The sequence below is a fragment of the Micromonospora sp. NPDC050495 genome (genome assembly GCF_040655175.1).
Classification (GTDB): domain Bacteria; phylum Actinomycetota; class Actinomycetes; order Mycobacteriales; family Micromonosporaceae; genus Micromonospora.
On sequence record NZ_JBFAJK010000017.1, the window covers coordinates 67135 to 86718 of the forward strand.

11 protein-coding genes are annotated in these 19584 nt (G+C 69.7%); 5 read left to right on the forward strand and 6 right to left on the reverse strand.

Annotated features, from left to right (window positions below; genetic code table 11):
* Window positions 1-115 precede the first annotated feature (115 nt).
* On the reverse strand, window positions 116-304 hold the full coding sequence (locus AB0I11_RS18520; protein ID WP_357321384.1) for a DUF397 domain-containing protein: 189 nt from the start codon (window positions 302-304) through the stop codon (window positions 116-118).
* The gene (locus AB0I11_RS18525) at window positions 297-1178 is read right to left on the reverse strand and encodes a helix-turn-helix transcriptional regulator (RefSeq protein ID WP_357321387.1); all 882 of its coding nucleotides are present in this window, start codon (window positions 1176-1178) and stop codon (window positions 297-299) included. The genes AB0I11_RS18520 and AB0I11_RS18525 overlap by 8 nt, the downstream gene beginning before the upstream one ends.
* Before the next feature lie 412 nt (window positions 1179-1590).
* Between AB0I11_RS18525 and AB0I11_RS18530 the strand changes: the two genes are divergently transcribed.
* Complete coding sequence (locus AB0I11_RS18530) at window positions 1591-1827, forward strand: GntR family transcriptional regulator (protein WP_357321390.1); 237 nt, start codon at window positions 1591-1593, stop codon at window positions 1825-1827.
* Window positions 1828-1874: 47 nt separating this feature from the next.
* Here AB0I11_RS18530 and AB0I11_RS18535 read toward each other — a convergent pair whose 3' ends face one another.
* Genes AB0I11_RS18535 through AB0I11_RS18545 form a run of 3 tightly spaced genes read right to left on the reverse strand, consistent with a single transcriptional unit; the run spans window position 1875 to window position 15084 of the window.
* Entirely contained in the window at window positions 1875-5873 is a 3999-nt protein-coding gene (locus AB0I11_RS18535) for a DNA methyltransferase (protein ID WP_357321393.1), read from the reverse strand.
* Window positions 5873-8806, reverse strand: a complete 2934-nt coding sequence (locus tag AB0I11_RS18540) for a DEAD/DEAH box helicase (RefSeq protein WP_357321396.1) — start codon at window positions 8804-8806, stop codon at window positions 5873-5875. Before AB0I11_RS18540 ends, AB0I11_RS18535 begins: the two co-directional genes overlap by 1 nt.
* 44 nt (window positions 8807-8850) lie before the next feature.
* A complete protein-coding gene (locus AB0I11_RS18545) occupies window positions 8851-15084 on the reverse strand; it encodes a protein kinase (protein ID WP_357321399.1) in 6234 nt (2077 codons plus the stop codon).
* Window positions 15085-15325: 241 nt separating this feature from the next.
* On the opposite strand from AB0I11_RS18545, the gene AB0I11_RS18550 reads away from it, so the two are divergent.
* Together AB0I11_RS18550 and AB0I11_RS18555 are read left to right on the forward strand one after the other, a co-directional pair.
* Window positions 15326-15637 carry a hypothetical protein gene (locus tag AB0I11_RS18550; RefSeq protein WP_357321402.1) on the forward strand — a complete coding sequence of 104 codons (312 nt, stop codon included), beginning with the start codon at window positions 15326-15328 and terminating at the stop codon, window positions 15635-15637.
* Window positions 15634-16035 carry a hypothetical protein gene (locus tag AB0I11_RS18555; RefSeq protein ID WP_357321405.1) on the forward strand — a complete coding sequence of 134 codons (402 nt, stop codon included), beginning with the start codon at window positions 15634-15636 and terminating at the stop codon, window positions 16033-16035. The genes AB0I11_RS18550 and AB0I11_RS18555 overlap by 4 nt, the downstream gene beginning before the upstream one ends.
* Window positions 16036-16037: 2 nt before the next feature.
* Here AB0I11_RS18555 and AB0I11_RS18560 read toward each other — a convergent pair whose 3' ends face one another.
* Window positions 16038-17948, reverse strand: coding sequence for an N-6 DNA methylase (locus AB0I11_RS18560; RefSeq protein ID WP_357321408.1), 1911 nt, complete (start codon window positions 17946-17948; stop codon window positions 16038-16040).
* 99 nt (window positions 17949-18047) lie between these two features.
* On the opposite strand from AB0I11_RS18560, the gene AB0I11_RS18565 reads away from it, so the two are divergent.
* Both AB0I11_RS18565 and AB0I11_RS18570 read left to right on the forward strand, forming a co-directional pair.
* On the forward strand, window positions 18048-18581 hold the full coding sequence (locus AB0I11_RS18565; protein ID WP_357321411.1) for a DUF4352 domain-containing protein: 534 nt from the start codon (window positions 18048-18050) through the stop codon (window positions 18579-18581).
* Between the two features lie 78 nt (window positions 18582-18659).
* Window positions 18660-19577, forward strand: a complete 918-nt coding sequence (locus tag AB0I11_RS18570) for a hypothetical protein (protein WP_357321414.1) — start codon at window positions 18660-18662, stop codon at window positions 19575-19577.
* Window positions 19578-19584: the final 7 nt, after the last annotated feature.

A 19584-nucleotide genomic window follows, 5' to 3' on the forward strand; every position in this document is an offset into this window, starting at 1 on the left:
CCGGTCGCCCTGTCGGTTTCCTGACAGGACGACCGATGCCTCACCGCGCGCCGGTCAGGTCAACGCGGCCCGGCGACGGCGTGCCAGGACCGAAACCGCTCAAGTGCCGTCAGCGCTACCGCCGCAGCGCACGGACGAAGCCGACCCAGGAGTCGGGGGTGAACGCGAGGACCGGCCCGCTGCGGTTCTTGCTGTCGCGTACGGCGACGACGCCGGGCAGGTTGTCGGCGACCTCGACGCAGTTGCCGCCGTTGTCGCCACTGCGGGTGCTCTTGCGCCAGTGAGCGCCGGTCAGGTCAGCCATGGTGGACCTCCTCGGAAATCTTGATGATCAACTGTCGGGACTGCCCCTCATCCAGGGCCAACGACTCGAGGCTCGCCCAGATCCGCTCGTAGGCGGCCAACTCCTCCTTCCGGTCGAGGTACAGCGCGCCGGTCAACGACTCGCTGTAGACGACCGACGGCTCGGGCTCGACGCGGCTGCCGAGCGGGAAGTCGAGGATCACGAAGGACCCGGCGACGGCACCGAAGTGCAGGCCGGCGGCCAGCGGCACGACCCGGATGGAGACGTGGGGCAGCCGGCCGATCTCCGCCAGGTGCCGTAGCTGTTCCGCCATCTCCGCTGGGCCGCCGACGACCCGCAGCAGCACCGCCTCGGAGAGCATGACGTCGAGCCGGGGCGGCGGGGGCAGCCGCCGCCGCAGGAGCATCTGGCGTCGCCGCCGCACCTCGGCCAGGCGCTCCCACTCGTCGTCGGTCATGCCGGACCGGTGCTGGTAGACGCCGGACGCGTAGCCAGGGGTTTGCAGGAGTCCGGGAATCAGCGTGTCGTCGTGCTCCCGTAGCCGGCCGGCGGCCGCCTCCAGGCCGACGTACAGCTCGAACCAGTCGGGGATGGTGTCGCCGTACGCGTGCCACCAGCCCTTCGCCTTCGTCTCGCGAGCCAGGCCGGTCAGCGCGGCGGTCAGCTCGGGGTTCGCGCCGTACAGCTCGCACATGGCCCGCACGTCGAGCCCGCGCACCGCGCCGATGCCCGTCTCGATCCGCCACATCTTCTGCCGGCTGCACTGCAACGCCTCCGCCGCGCCGTCCAACGTCATCCGCGCCTGGGTCCGCAACTCCCGCAGCGCCCGCCCGAGCTGCCGGCGCGGCACCGTCGACCCCATGTCTTCAGCCATCCGCTCCCCGCCCCTCGACCGGGCCGCTCCCCCGGCACTGCCCGGCGGTCCGCTCGCCGGACGGCCGCGGGTCGTAACGGTCCGCGCGCCCGTTCCGCGTCGGAGCCGCCCGCCACCGCTCGGGCCGCTCGTAGACGACCGCGCCGTCGCACCGCGAGGTCACCCGCCCATCGGGTACGCCGTCAGGTGCGCCCGGCCGACCGCCACGCCCCCGCACGTCGCCATCCGGTACGACCTGCCCGACCAGGTCAACTGCGACCTTCCCCGCCCGCAAAAACCACTTCCATCGCCTGCCCATATCGCCTCCCCGGCTGCCGTCCCGGTCGAGGCGAGCGTAGCAGACCTATAAAGCCTGTAAAGATAGGAAGGGGTTCCTTTACATGACCTCAGGACTGGCTGCTTCCCTGATCACATGCCGTACGCCCAGCCGCTTTGGCGCCAGATCAGGGAGGATCTCCGCGCCAAGATACGGGCTGGCATCTACCCCCCGGGAAGCAAGCTTCCCTCCGCGCGGCTCCTCGCCGAGGAGTACGACACGAGCCACGTGACGGTTCGACGCGCCCTGGACTCCATGATCGAGCTCGGCGAACTCGTCGGTCGCATGGGTATCGGCGTCTTCGTCGCTGATACCTCAAACCGGGACTCATAGGCGCGAAGCCCGCCCCAGGAAGTCGCTCCTGGGGCGGATCGCAGAGGCTATCCCGCTGTCTTTGCGGTCGAGGTCGCCGCGTGTCGAGGGCCATGCCCCGGCGGCGGGGTGAGAGTCGAGGTGTAGTTCTCTCCGTCAACCAGGGGGTTGGTCAGGCTTACGCCCGCAGCAGCCATCCGGTCATACTCGACGAGGATCAACGCCTTGGTTCGGTAGATGCCGTACTTCGCCTCGTCCTTGCGCTTAACAATCGGGAACGTTCCCATGACGTAATCCACGTCATCTCGCGAAATTCCGTAGAGATGGAAAAACAACGCGTCGAGTTCAGCTCGCATCACGACTCGCCGCTCGTCGTCCCAAACGAAGGGAGCGCCTAGGTCCCCTAGATCACTGGCAAAAGGCGCCATATCGTAAGCGGTAAACGAGAGTTCGAGAACCCGTGTCATGATGAAGTTGCCATGGGAGGCAAGATCGCGTGGAACCGGGACTGGCAACTGCTCCAAAATGTAGTCTGACACGTGCAGACCGCCTTGGCGCAGCCGCAGCAGGAAATCGACAGCGAAGGTGTTGAAGAGCGCCAGCAGAAGCGGTGCGTCAGCGGCATTTCCCGGGAACCCGACTCTCAATGTGAAGTCAGTCGCCGCGCGCGGCGCAGCTAAAGCTATCAGAGTTCGCTCATCGCTATTCCGCGCAACATCAGCCCAAAGCAGGAGCCACTGAGCGGACCATAGCTTAGACAGCTTTGCATCTACCTCAGATGCCGAAATAGATCGCCGCCCTCGATTAGCCCACGCCGCCTGCCTGAGTTCTGTTGGTGTTGCGTACCTAGTGGTGTCGGACACCTCGTTTTCGTATGTGGCGAATCGGTGATTATAGGCGTGCGTTAGCTTCGATTCCAACATCATAAGATTGCCCACTCGAGGGCTGATCTCCCTCGGGCACACGGCATCCACTTCAGGAATTCCCATGTTGAAGATTCGACGGATCGTGAGTTTGTAAGGACCGAGGGACTCCGCAGGTCGCAACGGATCGAACCTCCTCGCTGCATGTAGTGATATTTCGGCGTCGCGGCGGGAGCGGAAGACGGGGCAAGTGCCGGTGTTGGGGTTGAGTAGGGTTATCTCTTCGGGCGTAAGAGTGAATGCTTTGTCGACGTCGCCTAGTTCGGCCGGATCATGAAGGAAGAAGGCAAACTTCGCGGCAGGTTCATGCAGTGCCCGCCCAGTCAGAGAAACGATGCTGAACTTGAATGAACGATGGACGCCAGGGAATAGGGGCGCCGCGTTCTCGAAGTCGTAGAGCGCTGCGATCGAGCCGTTGACCACGAGATCCTTGAAGAAGAATTGGGTGGTGGCGTCCGTGGCAATGCCCGTCGGAAGGATCATTCCCATCCGGCCGTACGGGTCGGTCAACTTCCGGCCCTGTTCGGCGAAAACCGGATCCGTCTTGATCCGACCGCGTCCGCAGAGCGGAAAGACGCCCGAGTTGCTGGCAAAGTGGCGCGTTCCGTCGATCTGGCGCTTCGCGGCCTCGTATGCCTCGTGCAGCAACGGGTTATTTATGCGCAACCCGCCAATGAGCTTCTTGCGCCTCGCGCCCGCCGCGTCGGCGATCTCGGGTGCCCGCGCTGAGAAGAACTCCTGCTCCTTGAGCTCAAGGTGCTCCCATGGAGGGTTACCCAGGACGCAGTCGAAGCCGCCGGCCCAGCCCGTCGCCGGGTCGATGCCGGTGTCGTACTCCGGCACCTCGAAGACCTCGGGGAACTCCAAGTGCCAGTGGAAGAAGCGGTATTGCCTGCGCAGCCGGGTGATCTCGTCGTGGGTCGCTTGCGGCGCGGCCGAGGCGTCCGGGTCCTCCAGTGCGCGGAAGACATCGTGGGTAACGGCGGGCGGCGCGTCGGCAGCCTTCTTCCACATAAACGCGGCGCACCACGCGTCGGCGACGTGCAGGGCGCGGGCGTACTCCTCTGAGGTCTTCCAGCTCTGGTACGCGGACGCCTGCCTGCGTACGTCGCCAAGATTATTAGCGGGGGCCGCCGTGATCCGGCGCAGGTCCTGGGCGAAGACAGCGTTGGCGACTTTCGCCCCCTCGTCCAGGTCGAAGAGGCTGCCCTGTCCCTCCCGCTGTTTGACGTTCTGCTTCTCCAGGGCCCTAGCGTACTTCTTGTCGTCACCCTCGATGGGCTTGAACGCCTCGTCGGGGATGCCTTGCTTCAGCAGCGCGGGCGTGGCGCCGATCAGGGCGTTGCCGCACTTGATGTGGGCGTCGAGGAAGCTGAGCGGCTTGCCCGGCTCCAGGGCCTCCATCCAGAGCGACACTTTGGCCAGTTCCACGGCCATCGGGTTGAGGTCGACTCCGTAAATGCAGCGGGCGACGACCTCGTGCAGGGCGTGGCGAACGGCGTCGACGGTCGGCTCGGGGTTGCGTTCGCGGACGGCGGCGACCCGCTTGGCGATCCGGCGGGCCGCAGCGACGAGGAAGTGGCCGGAGCCGCAGGCCGGGTCGCAGACGGTGAGCGACAGCAGTTCGTCAACGATGGCGTCGCTCGGGTCGGGCTGCCCGGCCGCGGTGGCGGCCTGCTCACCGCGCTTGACCGCGTCCTCGATCACCGGGTCGAGCGCCGAGTCGAGCAGGCAGTCGATCAGCGAGGAGGGCGTGTAGTAGGAGCCGGTGGTCTTGCGGGTGTTGCCCGCCAGTTCGACCAGCTCGAAGGTGCGGTCCACCGCGCTGTGCTTCGGCACCAGTTCCAGCAGGGACTCGTAGATCGAGCCCAGCTCCTCCGCGTCCAGATTGCGGTAGTCGACGGACCGCCACCGGCGCGAGCCGGCGTCCCGCACCAGCGACAGGTGCCGGACCGCCGTCAACAGGTGGTCGTTCGACACCGAGAGGCCACGCAGCGGGGCGTCGGCGTCGCTGGCGTCGAAGAGGCCGCCGAGGCCGGGCAGGCCCAGCTCCGGGCGGCCGTTCTCGTCGCCGAGCGCGTCCAGGACGATCCGCAGCGCCTGGTAGAGGTCGGCGTGCGTCGTACCCCGGCGTCGGCGCGCCTGCGCCCGCAGCCGGGCGGACGAGAAGTACGCGGCATACCGGTCGCGGGCCTGCTCGTCGGCGTCGGGGTGGTGCAGCGCGTCGCGGTCCTCGGCGACGAAGAGAAAGAGCAGCCGGTAGACCAGGCGCAGCAGGGCGTTGTGCAGGGCCTGCGGGTCGATGTTCTCCCGCAGCGCGGCGTTGTCGGGGTGGCGCAGGAAGCCGGTGCCGAGCGCGGTGATCGCGTCCTGGACGCCCTTGCGGAGCTGGTCGAGCGCCCGGGTGCCGGCGGTGATCGCCTCGGTGCGCCACTTCTCCAGCCAGCACGTCGACGGCGCTGCCCCTTCGGCGACCTCGAACCGGGAGACGTGCAGCAGCCGATACAGCAGCACGAACTCGCTGAACAGCTCGCCGTCGAAGATCGCCTCCAGGTCAAACTCCACGTACGCGGCGGTGGCGAGCGCGCTGGAGTCGCGCAGCAGCCGCAGCTGCCGGCCGTTGGTGAGAACACCCCACAGGTGCGCCTCGGAGCGGTTCAGCAGCTCCTGCACCAGCGACTGCGGCGGCACGCCGCCCGCCCCGGCCGGCCGCTTGTCCAGCGCCGCGTTCCACGGGGCCAGGTGGATCGGCACGTGGTTCCAGCGGTGGCTGACCGTGAACGTCTTCGCGCCGTCGTCGGACGTGATGCCGGTGTCACCCAGCGCGGTCAGCCGTCCGAAGCCCAGCTCCGCGAAGAGCGGTTCCAGCCACTGGGTGACCGCCAGGCCGGTCGGGTCGGCGGGGGTTTCGGCCTCCGGGGCGACGGGGAGCCGGTCACGCAGCTCCTTCCAGACCGACTTGAGGTAGTCCCAGTGCCGCTCGGCGTCGTCGCGGACCGACCGGGAGCCGATCACCCGGTAGTCGGCGGGCTTTGCGCCACTGACGTCCTTACCCTCGGAAATCCGGACCAGCATGTCGGCGGGGATCAGCCCGCCGATGGTGTGGACGGCGGAGAAGACCTGGTTGCGGGCGGTGGCGGACATCAGGCGTTGCCTCCGGCGGCGGGGGTGGAAGCGGGCAGGTAGACGTAGGCGCCGAGGACGTCGGCGGGCTTCTGCGCGGTGACGGTGAGGCCGCGGACGATCTCACCGGCAGCGCTGCGCACCCGACGGTGCGAGGCGAGCAGGTCGGCGGCCAACTCCTCGCCGTACGCCTCAAGGTGGTCGGTGACCTCGGGCAGCCCGTCGAGGATCCGGCTCATCGTGCGCTCGCCGAAGTCGGGGTCGGTGTTCTCGTCGGCGGTCGCGTCGAGCAGCCGCAGCGCGTCCCCGGTGGGCAGCCAGGTGGCGTTCGCGGGCGCGCCGGCGAAGGCGAGCAGCCGGGCGTCCTCGGCGACGAGCTGCCGCATGCCGGTGCGGGAGGGCAGGGTGAGGTGGAATCGGTAGCGGACCAGCAGCAGGGTGGTGCGGCCGGTGACGGCGCGGGTGCGGATGACGCCGCAGCGGCGGGCCGGGCGCGGGCCGCTGACCTGGTCGTCGAGGGCGGCGTTGAGGACGTACCCGGCGAGGGCCACCACCGCCGGGTCGGTGCGGACCAGGGCGGCCTCGCCGCGCGCGACGGCCGCCGTGGCGCGGAACGGGACCGGGCGGCCCGACCCAACGGTGTCGCCGCCGAGCACGGGGAGGAGGGCGTCGCGGAGCCCGGCCGGGGTGCCGCTCACGTCGGCGGTGAAATCGCCAGAGCCGCCCGGCTCGTCGCGCAGTACGCCGTCGAGCGCGCGCAGCGCCTGGCGTACAAAATCGCGGATCTCGGCGGCCCGGCCGAGGGTGTCGCGGATCGCGGCGACCTCCCGGGCCACCTCGTCCGGTCGGATGGTGTGCTGGGCGAACCGGGACCGGGAGGTCTTCTCCTTCTCGGCGGCGGACTGCCACTCGGTCGCCAGGGCGGCGGCCTTCTTGTCGATGGCGCGGTACTCCTCGACGTCGAAGAGGCTGCCCTGCTCCTGCTCCTGGCCGCGCAGCAGCAGCCACTCGACGATCGCGTCGGTGACGCCCTGCGAGGCGGCGTCGGGGACGGAGACGGAGACGCCGAGATCCTTGCGAATCTGCCGGTGCTTCTTGATCAGGACGTCGAGGACCTTGCCGTCGATGCCGTTGTCGCTGCCCCAGAGGGTGATGACCCGGACCACGTCGCGCTTCTGGCCGTACCGGTCGACCCGGCCCTCCCGCTGGTCGTGGCGGGTGGGGTTCCAGGCGAGGTCGTAGTGGACGACGGCGTCGAAGTGGTGCTGGAGGTTGACGCCCTCGGAGAGGCAGTCGGTGGCGATGAGGACCCGACGGGCGGCGGGGTCGTCGCCGGCGGCTTCGGCGAGTTCCTCGATGCGCTGCAGGCGTTGCTGCGGTGAGAGGGTGCCGGTGACGGCGCGTACCACGGTCTTCTTGCCGAGGGCGCCGTCCAGATGCTCGGCGACGTACTCGGCGGTGGGGATGTAGCGGCAGAAGACGATCGGGTGGTAGCCCGCCTTGAGCAGGTCTTTGAGGTGCTTGACCAGCGCCGCCAGCTTCTTGTCCTCGGCCGGGCCCTCCAGCTCGGCCGCGCGGTTGGCCAGTTCGGCGAGCCGCGCGCCCGTGTCGACCTCCACGCCGCCGGCCTCTGCACCGGGCGCGACATCCAGCCCTTCCAGCGCATCGGTATCGGAGAAGTCGCTGGTCAGCGGGGCACCGAGCCGGTCGGCCTCTTCGGCGGTCACGGCGGTCGCAGTCGCCGAGCGGGTGCGCAGGGTCTGCGCGGCGGCGCGCGGCGAGGACACCAGGGACCGCAGCAGCGCGATCGCCGACCACCAGGCGATCCGGGCCTCCCGCCGGCCCTTGCTGTCCGCGGCGGTCACCCGCTCGCTGGCGTACGCGATGGCGTCGTTCAAGAGCGCCCGATAGGCCGGGGTGAGCTTGTACGTCTCGTCCTTGAACTCCCGGTCGGACGGGAACGCGGTCTCCTCGGCGAGGCTGTCGTTGGCGAGGCCGTCCTCCCTGGTGAGGTACTGCCGCACGTCGGCACGCTTGCGATGCACGAAGTGCTGGGCGAGCATCCTCCGGCCGGCCTCCGAGCCGAGCTCGACGGTGGCGAGTTCGGGCCGGACCAGGCTGAGAAGGTTGCGGAAGGCACTCTCCTTGCCGCTGTGCGGGGTCGCCGTGACCAGCAGCAGGTGGCGTTCGGTGTCGGCGGCGACGCGCTGCAGCAGCTCGAACCGGAGCTGGTTCTGAGTGGAGGTGTTGTCGTCGGCGGCCACGCAGGTGTGGGCCTCGTCGACGATCACCAGGTCCGGGCAGTGGCGGACGAAGTCGTCGCGGTGCCGGGTCGACTTGATGAAGTCCATGGACACGATGACGTGCGGGTGCCGGTCGAAGAGCGACTGGCCCAGGTCCAGCCCGCGCTCCAGCCGGGACACCGTAGAGGCGAGCACCAGCTCGGCGTCGATGCCGAACTTAGTGCGCAGCTCCGCCTGCCACTGCTCGGCCAGGGCCGGCGAGCAGAGCACGGCCAGCTTGGCCGCGCTCCCCTGGGCCAGCAGCTCGCTGGCGATCAGGCCCGCCTCGACGGTCTTGCCGATGCCTACGTCGTCAGAGATGAGCATGCGCACGGTCTTCTGCCGCAGCGCCATCAGCAGCGGCACGAGCTGGTAGGCGCGGGGCTCGACGGCGATCCCGGCGAGCGAGCGGAAGGGGCCGGCGCCGGACCGGAACCCGATGCGCAGCGCCGAGCGGAGCAGGCTCGCCGCGTACGCGTCACCGAGGTCGGAGGGCGTGGGCGGAGCGAACTCCGCGCTCTTGACCTGCTCGAAGGCGGGGAAGACGGCGGCGATGTCGTCGTCGGCGCCGCCCAGCGGTCGCAGGACCAGCATGTCGGGGGCGCTTTCGGGCAGCACGACCCAGTCGCGGCCCCGGGCGGAGACCAGCGTTCCGGCGCTGAAGGTGGTCATGAGGCTGTTCCTCGCGTCGTCGTGGTGAGGTGGCGGTCAGGGGATCAGGCGCCGGTGCCGAAGTAGCGCTTGTTCCTGGTGGCGATCGCGGACCAGTCGGCGTCGTGCGGGAACCGAACGACGTCCCAGCCCATGTCGAACAGTCGCTCCTCCGCCTCGCGGTCGCGATCGGCGACCGACTCGTGCTCGTGGACCGGCCCGTCGACGAACACGGCGACGTTCGCCCCGGGCAGGCGGTAGACGTAGTCCGGGCGGGCCAGCGCCTCGGTGACGAAGACCTGCGCGTCGTCCGGCAGCCGGAAGCCGCGCTCCTTCAACCAGGCGATCAGCTTCCCCTCCAGCTTGGTGTCCGACTGCGCGGTCAGGCGGGCCAACTGCTCCGTCCGGGACTCGCCCTCGCCGCTGGTTCGCGCTGCTGCCTGAGCGAACCGCAGCAGCAGATCGCGGATCGTGTGCCGGTTGATGGAGTGGTGGTTGAGCTGGTTGCCGTAGGTCAGCAGACACTCGTAGCAGCCCCAGGCGCACGGGCGGTCCTTGTGCGGGCCGCCGCGGTCGGTGCCGCCCGGGTCGAAGTGGCAGATGTCCAGCGCCGTGGCCGCGGCGCGGGCCAGCGCCCCCGGCTCCGACTGCATGAGCCGCAGTACGCCGGCGCCGCCCTCGGCCGCCTCGGTGAAGAGCATCCGGTCGCGGGGACCGTCGTCCGGCGGGAGCAGCTCGGTGGTGAGTTCCGAGTCCTCCAGTTCGAAGGCGGCTTCGATGCCGCGTTCGAGCGCATACATCAGGGTGAGCGCCACGTCGTGCTCCAGCGGCTCGTCGAGCTTGAGGACGAGGATGTTGCGGCGGTCCTCGACGTACGGGATGACCCGCTTCTTGCGGCGCTTCTCGTTGCCGTCGGCGTCGACCACCGGCATCTCGCTGGAGTCGCCGGACGCCTCGCCGGCATCGCGTTCGTTCATCCAGCGCCCGTCGGCGGGGTCGAGCCAGAAGCCCTCGGGCTCGTCCTGCTTGGCGCGGACCCGGCCGACGTTGGTGATCCGGACGGTCGCCGAGTCGCCGTAGGAAAGCGTGGCGAGCCGGTCGTCGCCGTCCGACACCACCGCGTCCTGCTGACCGGCCCGGGCGCCGTGGTCCTGGAAACGGTACGACGTCACCAGCCGGAAGCCCGCCCGGCGCCGCTCCTCCTCGTCGGAGGAGATCCGTTCCCGGCGCTTGGTGTAGACCGTGTGCAGGTGCAGCAGGCCGTAGGTGGTGTCGCCGAGCGGCTCGTCGCACATCTCGCAACGGACCGCGCCATTGCGGGCGTCGTGGTGGTATCCGCAACTCGTGCAGCGCCGGGCCTGGCTCGTCACCACCTCACCGGCCGCGTCCGGCGGCAGTTGGATGCGGGTGACCTGGTAGCGGGCACCCTCGTGGTAGATCAGCGCGCCCGGCCCGAACTCCCGGATCGCCAGGAAGCGGGGGCGCTGCAGGTAGTCACCGTCACCGGAGCGGCGGCCGGTGGTGGGCACGTACGCGGCCAGCGGCAGGCGCGGGAACGAGTAGCCCGGCAGGAAGCCCTCGCTGGCCAGGTAGCGGTACGGGTTGAAGTCGGAGAGGACCGACCGGTTCTCCACCGTCTCGTTCTTGAGCAGGTTGAGCTGTGTCTCGGCCTCCTTGCGTCGGCCCACGGCGATCCGCCGGTCACGCTCGGAGAGGGTGTGGTCGAGAACGCGGCGGTTCTGTTCGGCCTGGTCGACGAGCGCCGCCCGGAACAGGTCCCGCCAGCGATCGAACGCGTCGTTGAACCGCTTCGGTGTGGTCCGGACGGTGTCCTCGATCCAGTTGTCGTCCCACCACGTCGACTTCTCGAACTCGGGAACCAGCGCGGCGAACACCCGCTGGGCCGCCGCCACCGCCCGCTGCTGCGCGTGCGCGTCCTGCAACGCCGCAGTTATGTGATCATGCAGCGCTAGCGCCGGGTTCGGATTGCGGCTGTCCTCGAGGTAGCTGATGTCGATCGTCTCGGGGATCGCCCGGCCCAGCTTGAGGCCGGCCTCCGCCAACCAGATGGCGTGCACGTGCGAGCGGACCAGGTCCTCGTTGGCCAGGTCCAGCCGAGGGGGTGCCACCGCCCCGGCCACCATCCGCTCGGAGCGCCGGAAGTAGTACTGGTCGTGGCTGTTCCCGGTGGCGCAGTAGGTGGTGACCAGCGCCGGCTGCCCCGACCGTCCGGCCCGACCGCTGCGCTGGGCGTAGTTCGCCGGTGTCGGCGGGACGTTGCGCATCATGACGGCGTTGAGCTCGGAGATGTCGACGCCGAGCTCCATCGTCGGGGAGCAGTAGAGCAGCTTCAGCTCGGCCTTGCGGAAGGCCTCTTCCCGCCGTTCCCGCTCCATGGGGTCGACCTGCGCCGTGTGTTCCCGGGCGGTCAGGCCGGCGAGGGTTCCGGCCGCCGTCTTGTACAGCTCCCGGAAGAAGGTGTTGACTCGCGGCCCGTCGCCGCTGGCGTAGGTCCGCGTCAGCGGGTCGTGACTGCCGGTCTCACCCGTCCCGGCCCGCCAGATGAGAGCGGCTGCCGAGACCTGGTAGCCGGTGACCGGGGTGCCGGCCGAACGCCGGTACCGGGCGGCGCGTTCCGGAACCTGGATGACCTCGGTGACCTGGCCACCCCGCTTGAGCACCTCGAGCAGGTCGGCGATCAACTCCTGGGCGTCGTTCCACGACAGCTCGGGGAAGTGCACCCGGCGCAGGTACTTGCCGAACTTGCCCCGGCCGGAGAGGAACACGTTCGACCGGTCCAGGCCCCGCCCCGACGGCTGAGGGTAGGCAGCCCCGACCTTCGGCTTGTCGCCGGCGGACAGCACCCAGGGGTCGACGAGGCGTTCCTCGCTGGCCCGCTGAAGCGAGTCGAAGTCGTCGCGGAAGTACTGGACGTCGATCGCCAGCCCGCGGCGCATCTCGTCCAGGAGCGCCCGCATGATCTCCGCCCGCACATCGGGCTCCGCCTCGCGAAGCTTCTCGTGGGTGCCGGACCAGCGGTCCTGCTTCTCGGCGAGCCAGGCCAGGTCCTGATAGTCGATCTTCAGCAGGCCGGTCTGTTCGAGGTTCGGCATGGTGATCCGCCAACCCCGCTCCAGATCGAGGTAGAGCCGGAACGCGACGACGTCCCGGAGGGTCTTCGCCGCCAGGTTGGCCAGCGACGGCGGAAGGTCCGCCTCGCGCGCGTAGTCGCCGAGGCTCAGCCCGAGCGCGGCGGTGACCCGCGCGGCGAGGTTCTCGTGGGTGATGCCGTCGTCGCCCGCCTCGACGGCGGCCCGGTATAGGGCGCCGCGAAGCTGTGTGACCTGCACGAAGTCGTTGAAGTGGCCGGCCTGCAGCGAGGCGTCCTGGCGGTTGTCGACGAAGGTGAGCAGTTTGCGCGCCTTCTTGTTCAGCGCCTCCGGTGGCGCCTGCATCAGCGACCGGACGATCGACGCCGACACCAGCGAGGTCGCCGAGGAGCGGCCCTCCTGGTCCAGCGTGGCGAGCTTGGCGAAGTCCTTCCCCCGGGTCTGCTCGTAACTGACACCGCAGTGCAGGCAGAACAGGAACGGGGACGGAATGAACGCGGCCTTCAGGTCGCCGTGCCCCTCCCAGCCCTGCGCGTTGACCGTGATTGCCTGGGGCAACCGCTGCCGATACGAGCTACGGACCACCTCGCGCCCGCCGGCGTCAACCTCCAGCCACGACTCCGGAATCCGCCGGGCCTCGATCGCCTCTTCCTCTTCGGCTGGCCACGGGCGGTCCGAGTCGATGTAGAGGTAGCCGTCGTCGCCGCGGCCACCGGTCGCAGCGGTGTCTCGGCGCGGCGCGTAGACGACCTTGCCGTCCTTCTCGGACCGCCACACGGTCAGGTACTCCTGACCGCACTCACGACAGAAGGCCAGCGGCAGGAGGATCTTGCCGTCCGAGCCGGGCAGGACGAGCTGATACTCGCGGGTGAGGTGCCGGGTGAGCGCGTCCTCCAGGGTGACGTACACGGTGTCGCCCTTGGAGAGGAACTGGTGCAGCCGGAACGCGAAGAGCGGACGCTCGGTGACCGGATCCCGAGCTTCCGAGCCGGCCTTCAGAGTGGCCCGGATCGCCTGGGCGCAGTCGGCGGCGGTCAGGCCGCTCTGCCGCGCCAACTCCAGCGCGGCATCCTCGATCTTGGCCGGCTTCTGCCGCACGAGCTGGCCGCTGACTGGATCCGTGGCGAGCCCGAACCGGGTCTCGATCCAGCGGGCCAGCGGATCGTTCACCAGATCCGCGTACGCCCGGGGAGCGCCCGGCGCACGGAGCCGCTCCATCGGCACGGTGTCGGGCGCCTCGGCGGTGGCCCGGATCAGCGTCTCGCCGATGACGTTATCGCTGCTGACGTCGGTGCCGAAGAGAGTGGTGGCCACCCGCGCCACCGCATCGCGCTGGTCGTCGAGGGTGCCCTCGGTCGACATCGTGGCGGAGGTGCCGATGCACTGCAGGTCGGTCGCCTGGCAGGCCTCCCGGACCCGGCGGATCAGCAGGGCCACGTCGGCGCCCTGGCGGCCCCGATAGGTGTGCAGCTCGTCGAAGACGAGGAACTCCAGCCCACGGGCCATCTTGATGAGCGACCGGCGGTCGTCCGGCCGGGTCAGCATCAGCTCGAGCATGACGTAGTTGGTGAGCAGGATGTCCGGCGGGTTGTCGCGGATCTCCTTGCGCCGCTCGTCGCTCTCCTGGCCGGTGTACCGGGCGTACGTCACCGGCTCACGGCCCGGCCCGTACCCGTCGCAGAGGTACTTGTCGAGCTCCTTGAGCTGGCTGTTGGCCAGCGCGTTCATCGGGTAGACGATGATCGCCCGGACACGCTTCTGGGCCTTCGGGCCCTCCTGCTCGCGCGCCTTGAGCACCTTGTCCACGATCGGAACGATGTAGGACAGGGACTTGCCGGACCCGGTGCCCGTGGTGAGCACGTAGGAGACACCCGACTGGGCCTTCTCGATAGCCTCCCGCTGGTGCCGGTGCAGGGTGAGTGGTCGCCCGTCGCAGTCCGTGCCGCCCTCGGTCTTGTTCGCCTGGAAAATGCGCGCGCACTCCCGGTGCAGCACGGCCTCGCTGACAAGCTCGAGCATGTTGCCGCCGGAGGCGAAGAACGGGTTCAGCGACAGCCAGGGGTCGGGCCACTGCGACTTGGCGTCGAGGTCGCGCTCGACGAAGTCGGCGATCCGGTCGTCGCGGATGATCGTGCCGCCCTCGGTGAAGGCGCGGTAGTCGGTGAGCAACTGCCGGTGCACCCCGAACACGTCCATCCCCGACGTCGGGCCGGTCATCGCTGTTGGCTCCGAAGCCGTAGGTGGGGCGGTGCCCGCCCCGATGGTGTAGGCCGTGTGGAAACGGCTCACCGGGTTGGAGTCCTCCCAACCCGGGACCTTCTCCTCCCCCTTCACCAGCGGCAGCAGCGCCTCGCGGACGGCCACCGCGTCCGCCGGCCGCTCCGCCGGGTCCTTGGCAAGCAGACGTTCGACGAGCCGCTCCAGGCTCGCCGGAACATCCGAACGCAGCACGCGCACCGGCGGCGGCGGCTCTTCCAGGTGCTTCTGCCCTACCTCGTGCGCGGAGCCGCTGTGGAACGGCGGCACACCGGTCAGCAACTCGAACAGGACACAGCCGAGCGCGTACAGGTCGGCGGCCTGGGTCACCGACGAGGCCCGGAACTGCTCGGGGGCCATGTAGCGGGCGGTCCCCACCGTGACACCGGTGCTGGTGAGGCGCTCCGCCTCGTCGGCGTCGATGATCCGGCCCATGCCGAAGTCGAGAACCTTCACGAGCCCACCGCGCAGCAGCATCACGTTCGACGGCTTGAGGTCGCGGTGGATGACACCGGCGGCGTGCGTTGCGGTGAGGGCGTCGGCGATCTGGGTCCCGATCGCCGCGACCCACGAGATCGGCAGTTGCGGCTGCTCGGAGACTAGGTCGCGCAGCGTCGCGCCGTCGAGAAACTCCATGGCGATGTACGGCAGGCCCGACACGTCGACCCCGCCGGAGATCGACCGTGGCAGGTTCGGATGGCTCAGACGGCGCATCATGCGTGACTCACGCTCGAATCGCTGGACGGCCTTGCTGTCGGCGGTCGAGTCGAGGATCGCACCAGTCCGGCTTCGGAGGATCAGCTTGACCGCGACGACGCGGTCCAACGAGCCCTCCGGCGCCTGCATGTCCTCCGCGCGGTGGACCTCCCCCATGTTGCCCCTGCCCAGCGCACCCAGCAGACGGAACCTGTTCGCCACCAGTTCCACATCCACGGCCACTCCTACGTCCCCCACTACCGCCCTACCCGTACGTCAGAGTTCCTGCAACTCGGTCGATGTCGGCGGCCGCTTGCGCCGGCCACGCCTTCTAGCCGGATTCCTTTCGTTTTCCTTAAGGCACGCAGTATGCCCGCTGCTCTGCATCGTTGTAGTCCCCGCCCCGGCCGACTGGATCAACCAGCTGCCGGCCGGCGACACCCTCCCACCGAGTTCATACTTTGCTAGGCTCCGGAGTATGAGTCGGCGCGTGACGATCTCCGTTCCGGATGATGTGGCCGAGCAGCTGGATGCGCTGCCCGCCCGCCAGGTTTCCGCGTACGTCACCGAGGCGCTGCGCCGTCGTCGGATATCCGACGCCATGCGGGCCGCGTTGCGGGCAGCGGGCCACGGCGAGTTCCCGTACGACCCCGTCCGCTCCGCGCAGCGGCTGGCCGCCCACCAGGTCTCACTGGAGGCGCGTGAGGCAGCGATCGCCCGGACGGCGGAGCTGCTGGGCCGCCCTGCCGACGAGCTGCGGGCGGAGCTGGACCGGCGCTCGGCCGCGTGAGCCGGCCGTACTGGGTCCTCGACACCGGCGCGCTGCTGGCGTACGTGCACGGAGTGCCGGCCGTCGGGGAGGCGCTGGTCGAGGTCGCCGATACCGAAGGCACGGCGGCGCTGCCGCTGGCCTGCCTGCTCGAGGCGTACAGCCTGCTGGAGCCGGACGAGCACGAGCTGCTCCGGATGCTGCGCCGCAATCCCGCAGTCCGTACCGTGCTGCCCATGCTTGACCTGGACAACGATGACGAGGTGCCGACCATCGGCAGCATGGCCCGGCACACGGGTCGACTCGGTGCAGGTCATGCCGCCTGGGTGGCGCTGGTGAACCAGGCCGGCGTCATAACCTCGCGGCCCGACCAGATCCGGGTCGTACTCGGCGAAGGCTGGGAGATCCTGGAGGTCTGAACTCACCGCGACTCCCCCGCGGGGCGGACGACACCCCTAGCCAGCCCGTCGGCGGTGAGCTGCACCAGCTCCGCACCTAACGATGCCGCCTCTCGGATTGCCGACTCAAACGCCTCCAGCCGTCGGAACGCCTCGCCGTGCGCCTGCTGCTCGTCCATCGGCAACCGTCGGACCTGCGCCCGCCGGATGTCGAACCGCAGCGTGCCCGACAGACTCGACGCCTGCCTCTCGTTGGCGGTGGTGCGTAGCTGCCCGGCGAGAAACCACGGATCCAGCGCGGCCGGGTTGGGGCGCAGCAGATACATGTTCGGCCCGAGCAGCGCGTTCTCGTTGGTGATCACACGAGCGGTGAGCTGGCGGGCAGCCATTGGGACCACGACATCTCCCGACGCCAACGGAATCGCCTGACCCAGTGAGTGGTCGCCCCGCGGCGACGGCCCGGTTCCCTCAACCACATCCCGCGCGTACAAGACCGGCATCTCGACAAGACCGTCGACCTCAGCGGTCGAGCGAATCGTCGGCCGGATCGGGCCGAGCAGTTGCAGCGCACCGGCCCGGGCCAACTCCCCCACCGTCAGGAATTCCCCGTCCGGCCCCTCCGGCGCGGGCGTGACCTGCGGCATCAGCCCTGGCAGGTCGCCGACGATGGCGGCGAGCCGCTCCCTGGTGCGTACCAGATGCTCTCCAGTGGCCTCGCCCCCGACGGCGGGTTGGCGGCGCGCGGGCGTGAGGTCGACCTCCTCGTCAAGCAGCTCGATCACCGGGACGGCGCGGGCGAAGCCGGCCTCCTCGACGTCGCCGTCCGGTGCGGCGGTGAAGGCCCGCCAGGTGTCGAGGATCCGCCCGTAGTCGCCGGCGGCGGCGTCGATCAGCAAGGTCCGCGCGGGAGGCGGCGCGTCGGGCGCGGGCCGGCGCAGCACCCACAGGTGCAGCGGTACGCCGTGCGGCGCGGCCACCCCGGGCGGGAGCGCGATGACGGCGCGCAGGGCGCCGCGGCGGAGCAGTTCGGCGCGGATGCGGCGGCCGGCACGGCGGCTGGCCACGGTGGGCGGCATCAGCAGCACGGCGTGGCCGCCGGCGCGCAGGTGGGCGAGGGCGTGCTGGGCCCAGGCCAGCTCCGGTTCGGTACGCGGGGTGGTGCCGACGATCCAGCGGGGGTCGTGGCCGAGTTCCTCGTCACCCCAGTTGGTGGCGCCGAAGGGTGGATGGCAGACGACGGCGTCGAAGGTGCGGCCGGCGAAGGCGTCGGCGCGCAGCGAGTCGCCGGTGCTCACCTCCCCCGGCACCTCGCGCAGGGCCAGCCACAGGCCGGCGAGCCGGGCGAGGTCCTCGTCGATCTCCTGCCCGTACGCGGAGGTGCAGCCGGCGCGGACGGCGGCGCGCAGGGTGGCGCCGGAGCCGGCGGCGGGGTCGAGGACGGAGCCGCCGCCGACGCCGGCGAGCCCGGCCATGAGGTCGGCCAGGTCGTCGGGGGTGGCGAACGGGCGACCGGGGCCGGGGGCGGAGAACCGTTGCCACAGCGAGTCGAAGGCGTCCTGCGGTCCGAGTTCGCCGGCGAGCGCGTCGAGGTCGGGCAGCAGCGGCTTGAGCTGCGGTTCCGCTGATCGGCTGGGGCGTTGGCCGCGTTGCCGGGCGAGGAGCAGGGCGCCGACGGTGGCGAGGCCGGCGGCGGGTGACTGGCTGGCGGCGGCGAGGTGGCGCCAGAGCCGGTCGGCGGTGGCGAGCTCGGGAAGTTTGCCCTGCGCGCGGAGCCATTGCTCGACCTGGATGAGGTCGAACTCGGGGCTGGCCGGGGTGCCGCCTACCGGAGCGGGGAAGTCGGCGTGCCGTTTGCGCCAGTTGCTGACCGCGGCGCGACCGACCCCGGCGAGCCGGGCGATCTCCGCCGCCGTGATTGTCGGTGTCTCCTGCACGTTCGGAGTGTGTCACACCTGTCAAGCATCATGTGTGTTGACAGTGTTCACGGATGATGCTCTCATTGACGCCGCAACGTTCACAGCAGGAGGAAAACGATGCGCAAGACCACCACTCTCGCCCTGATCGCCACCGGCCTCGTCGCGTTGGGCTGCGGCGCCGGCAGCACCGACGAGGGCACCAGCAGCAAGGCCGACGCCGGAAGCGCCAAGGGCGACGACAAGCCGGCGAAGACCGCGAAGATCGGCCAGCCGGCCCGAGACGGGAAGTTCGAGTTCACCGTCAAGTCGTCCAAGTGCGGCGTCGCGAAGGTCGGCACGTCGATGATCGGCGACAAGGCCCAGGGCCAGTTCTGCCTGATCACCATCAACGTCAAGAACATCGGCAAGGAGCCGCAGACCCTCGACGGCAGCAGCCAGAAGGCCTACGCCGCGAACGGCACCGAGTACTCGTCCGACAGCGAGGCCGGCCTCTACGCCAATCAGGAGCAGAGCACCTTCTTCGAGGAGATCAACCCCGGCAACCAGGTGACTGGCGTGTTCGTCTTCGACATCCCCAAGAACGTGAAGCTCACGAAGCTCGAGCTGCACGACTCAATGTTCTCCGGCGGCGTGACCGTCTCCCTCACCTGATTCCACCGCTCGACCCGGGGCGGGCGCCGCCGCCCGCCCCGCACCTTCCCCGCACCCCTGTTCACAGAGGAGACCGCCATGACGGACCCGGCCATGCCGATGCCGCCCGACCAGCCCGCGAACCAGCCCGGCGTACCGCCGCAGCCGGCGCCGATCCCGGCCAGTGCTGCCAGTCCCCCGCCCACCGGGCAGCCTCAGGACGCCACGTTCGCCGGCGCGCCGGCCCCGGTCGTTCCCCCCAAGCGCGCCAACACTCGGGCATTGATCGTCGGCGGCGTCGCCCTCGTCATCGCCCTCTGCTGCGGCGGCGCTGTCATCGGTGCGCTTGGTGACGGCGATGGCAACAAGCCGGAGTCCATCGCCGCGACGTCGGCCGTTTCGAGCAGTTCCGCCCCTACCACCGCCGCTCCGACCACAGCTGCGCCCACCTCGGCCGCCCCTGCCACGACGGAACCGGCGCCGACCACCGCTCCGCCCACGCCCAAACCGAAGGTGATCAACGGTCGCGGTGACGACGTCGTGCGCATCAAGGAGCTGAGCGAGCTGTCGGTCGTGAAGTTCACCTGCAAGTGCTCGAGCAACACGGTGCTGAAGAGTGACGGAGACGGCCTTCTGGTCAACGAGATCGGCTCGTACAGCGGCAAGCACTGGATCAACCTGGAGGACGGCTCGCTGACCACGCAGTTCGAGGTCGAGGCCTCCGGATCCTGGACGCTGACGATCGGCACCGTCGAGCAGCTGGCCACCAAGTTCCCGACCGGCAAAGCGGCGGGCAAGGGCGACGACGTGCTGATGCTGGGTGGCGACGCCGCCGCCGCCAAGATCACCCACCGCCGCGGCGACTCCAACTTCGTCGTCTACGCCTACTCGCTCGACACCGGGGAGGGCGGTCTGCTGATCAACGAGATCGGTGCCTACACCGGAGTTCGCCCGCTGTCGGCGCCCGCGCTCGTACAGATCACCGCCGACGGCAACTGGACCATCGCGCCCGCCTGACCCCGGC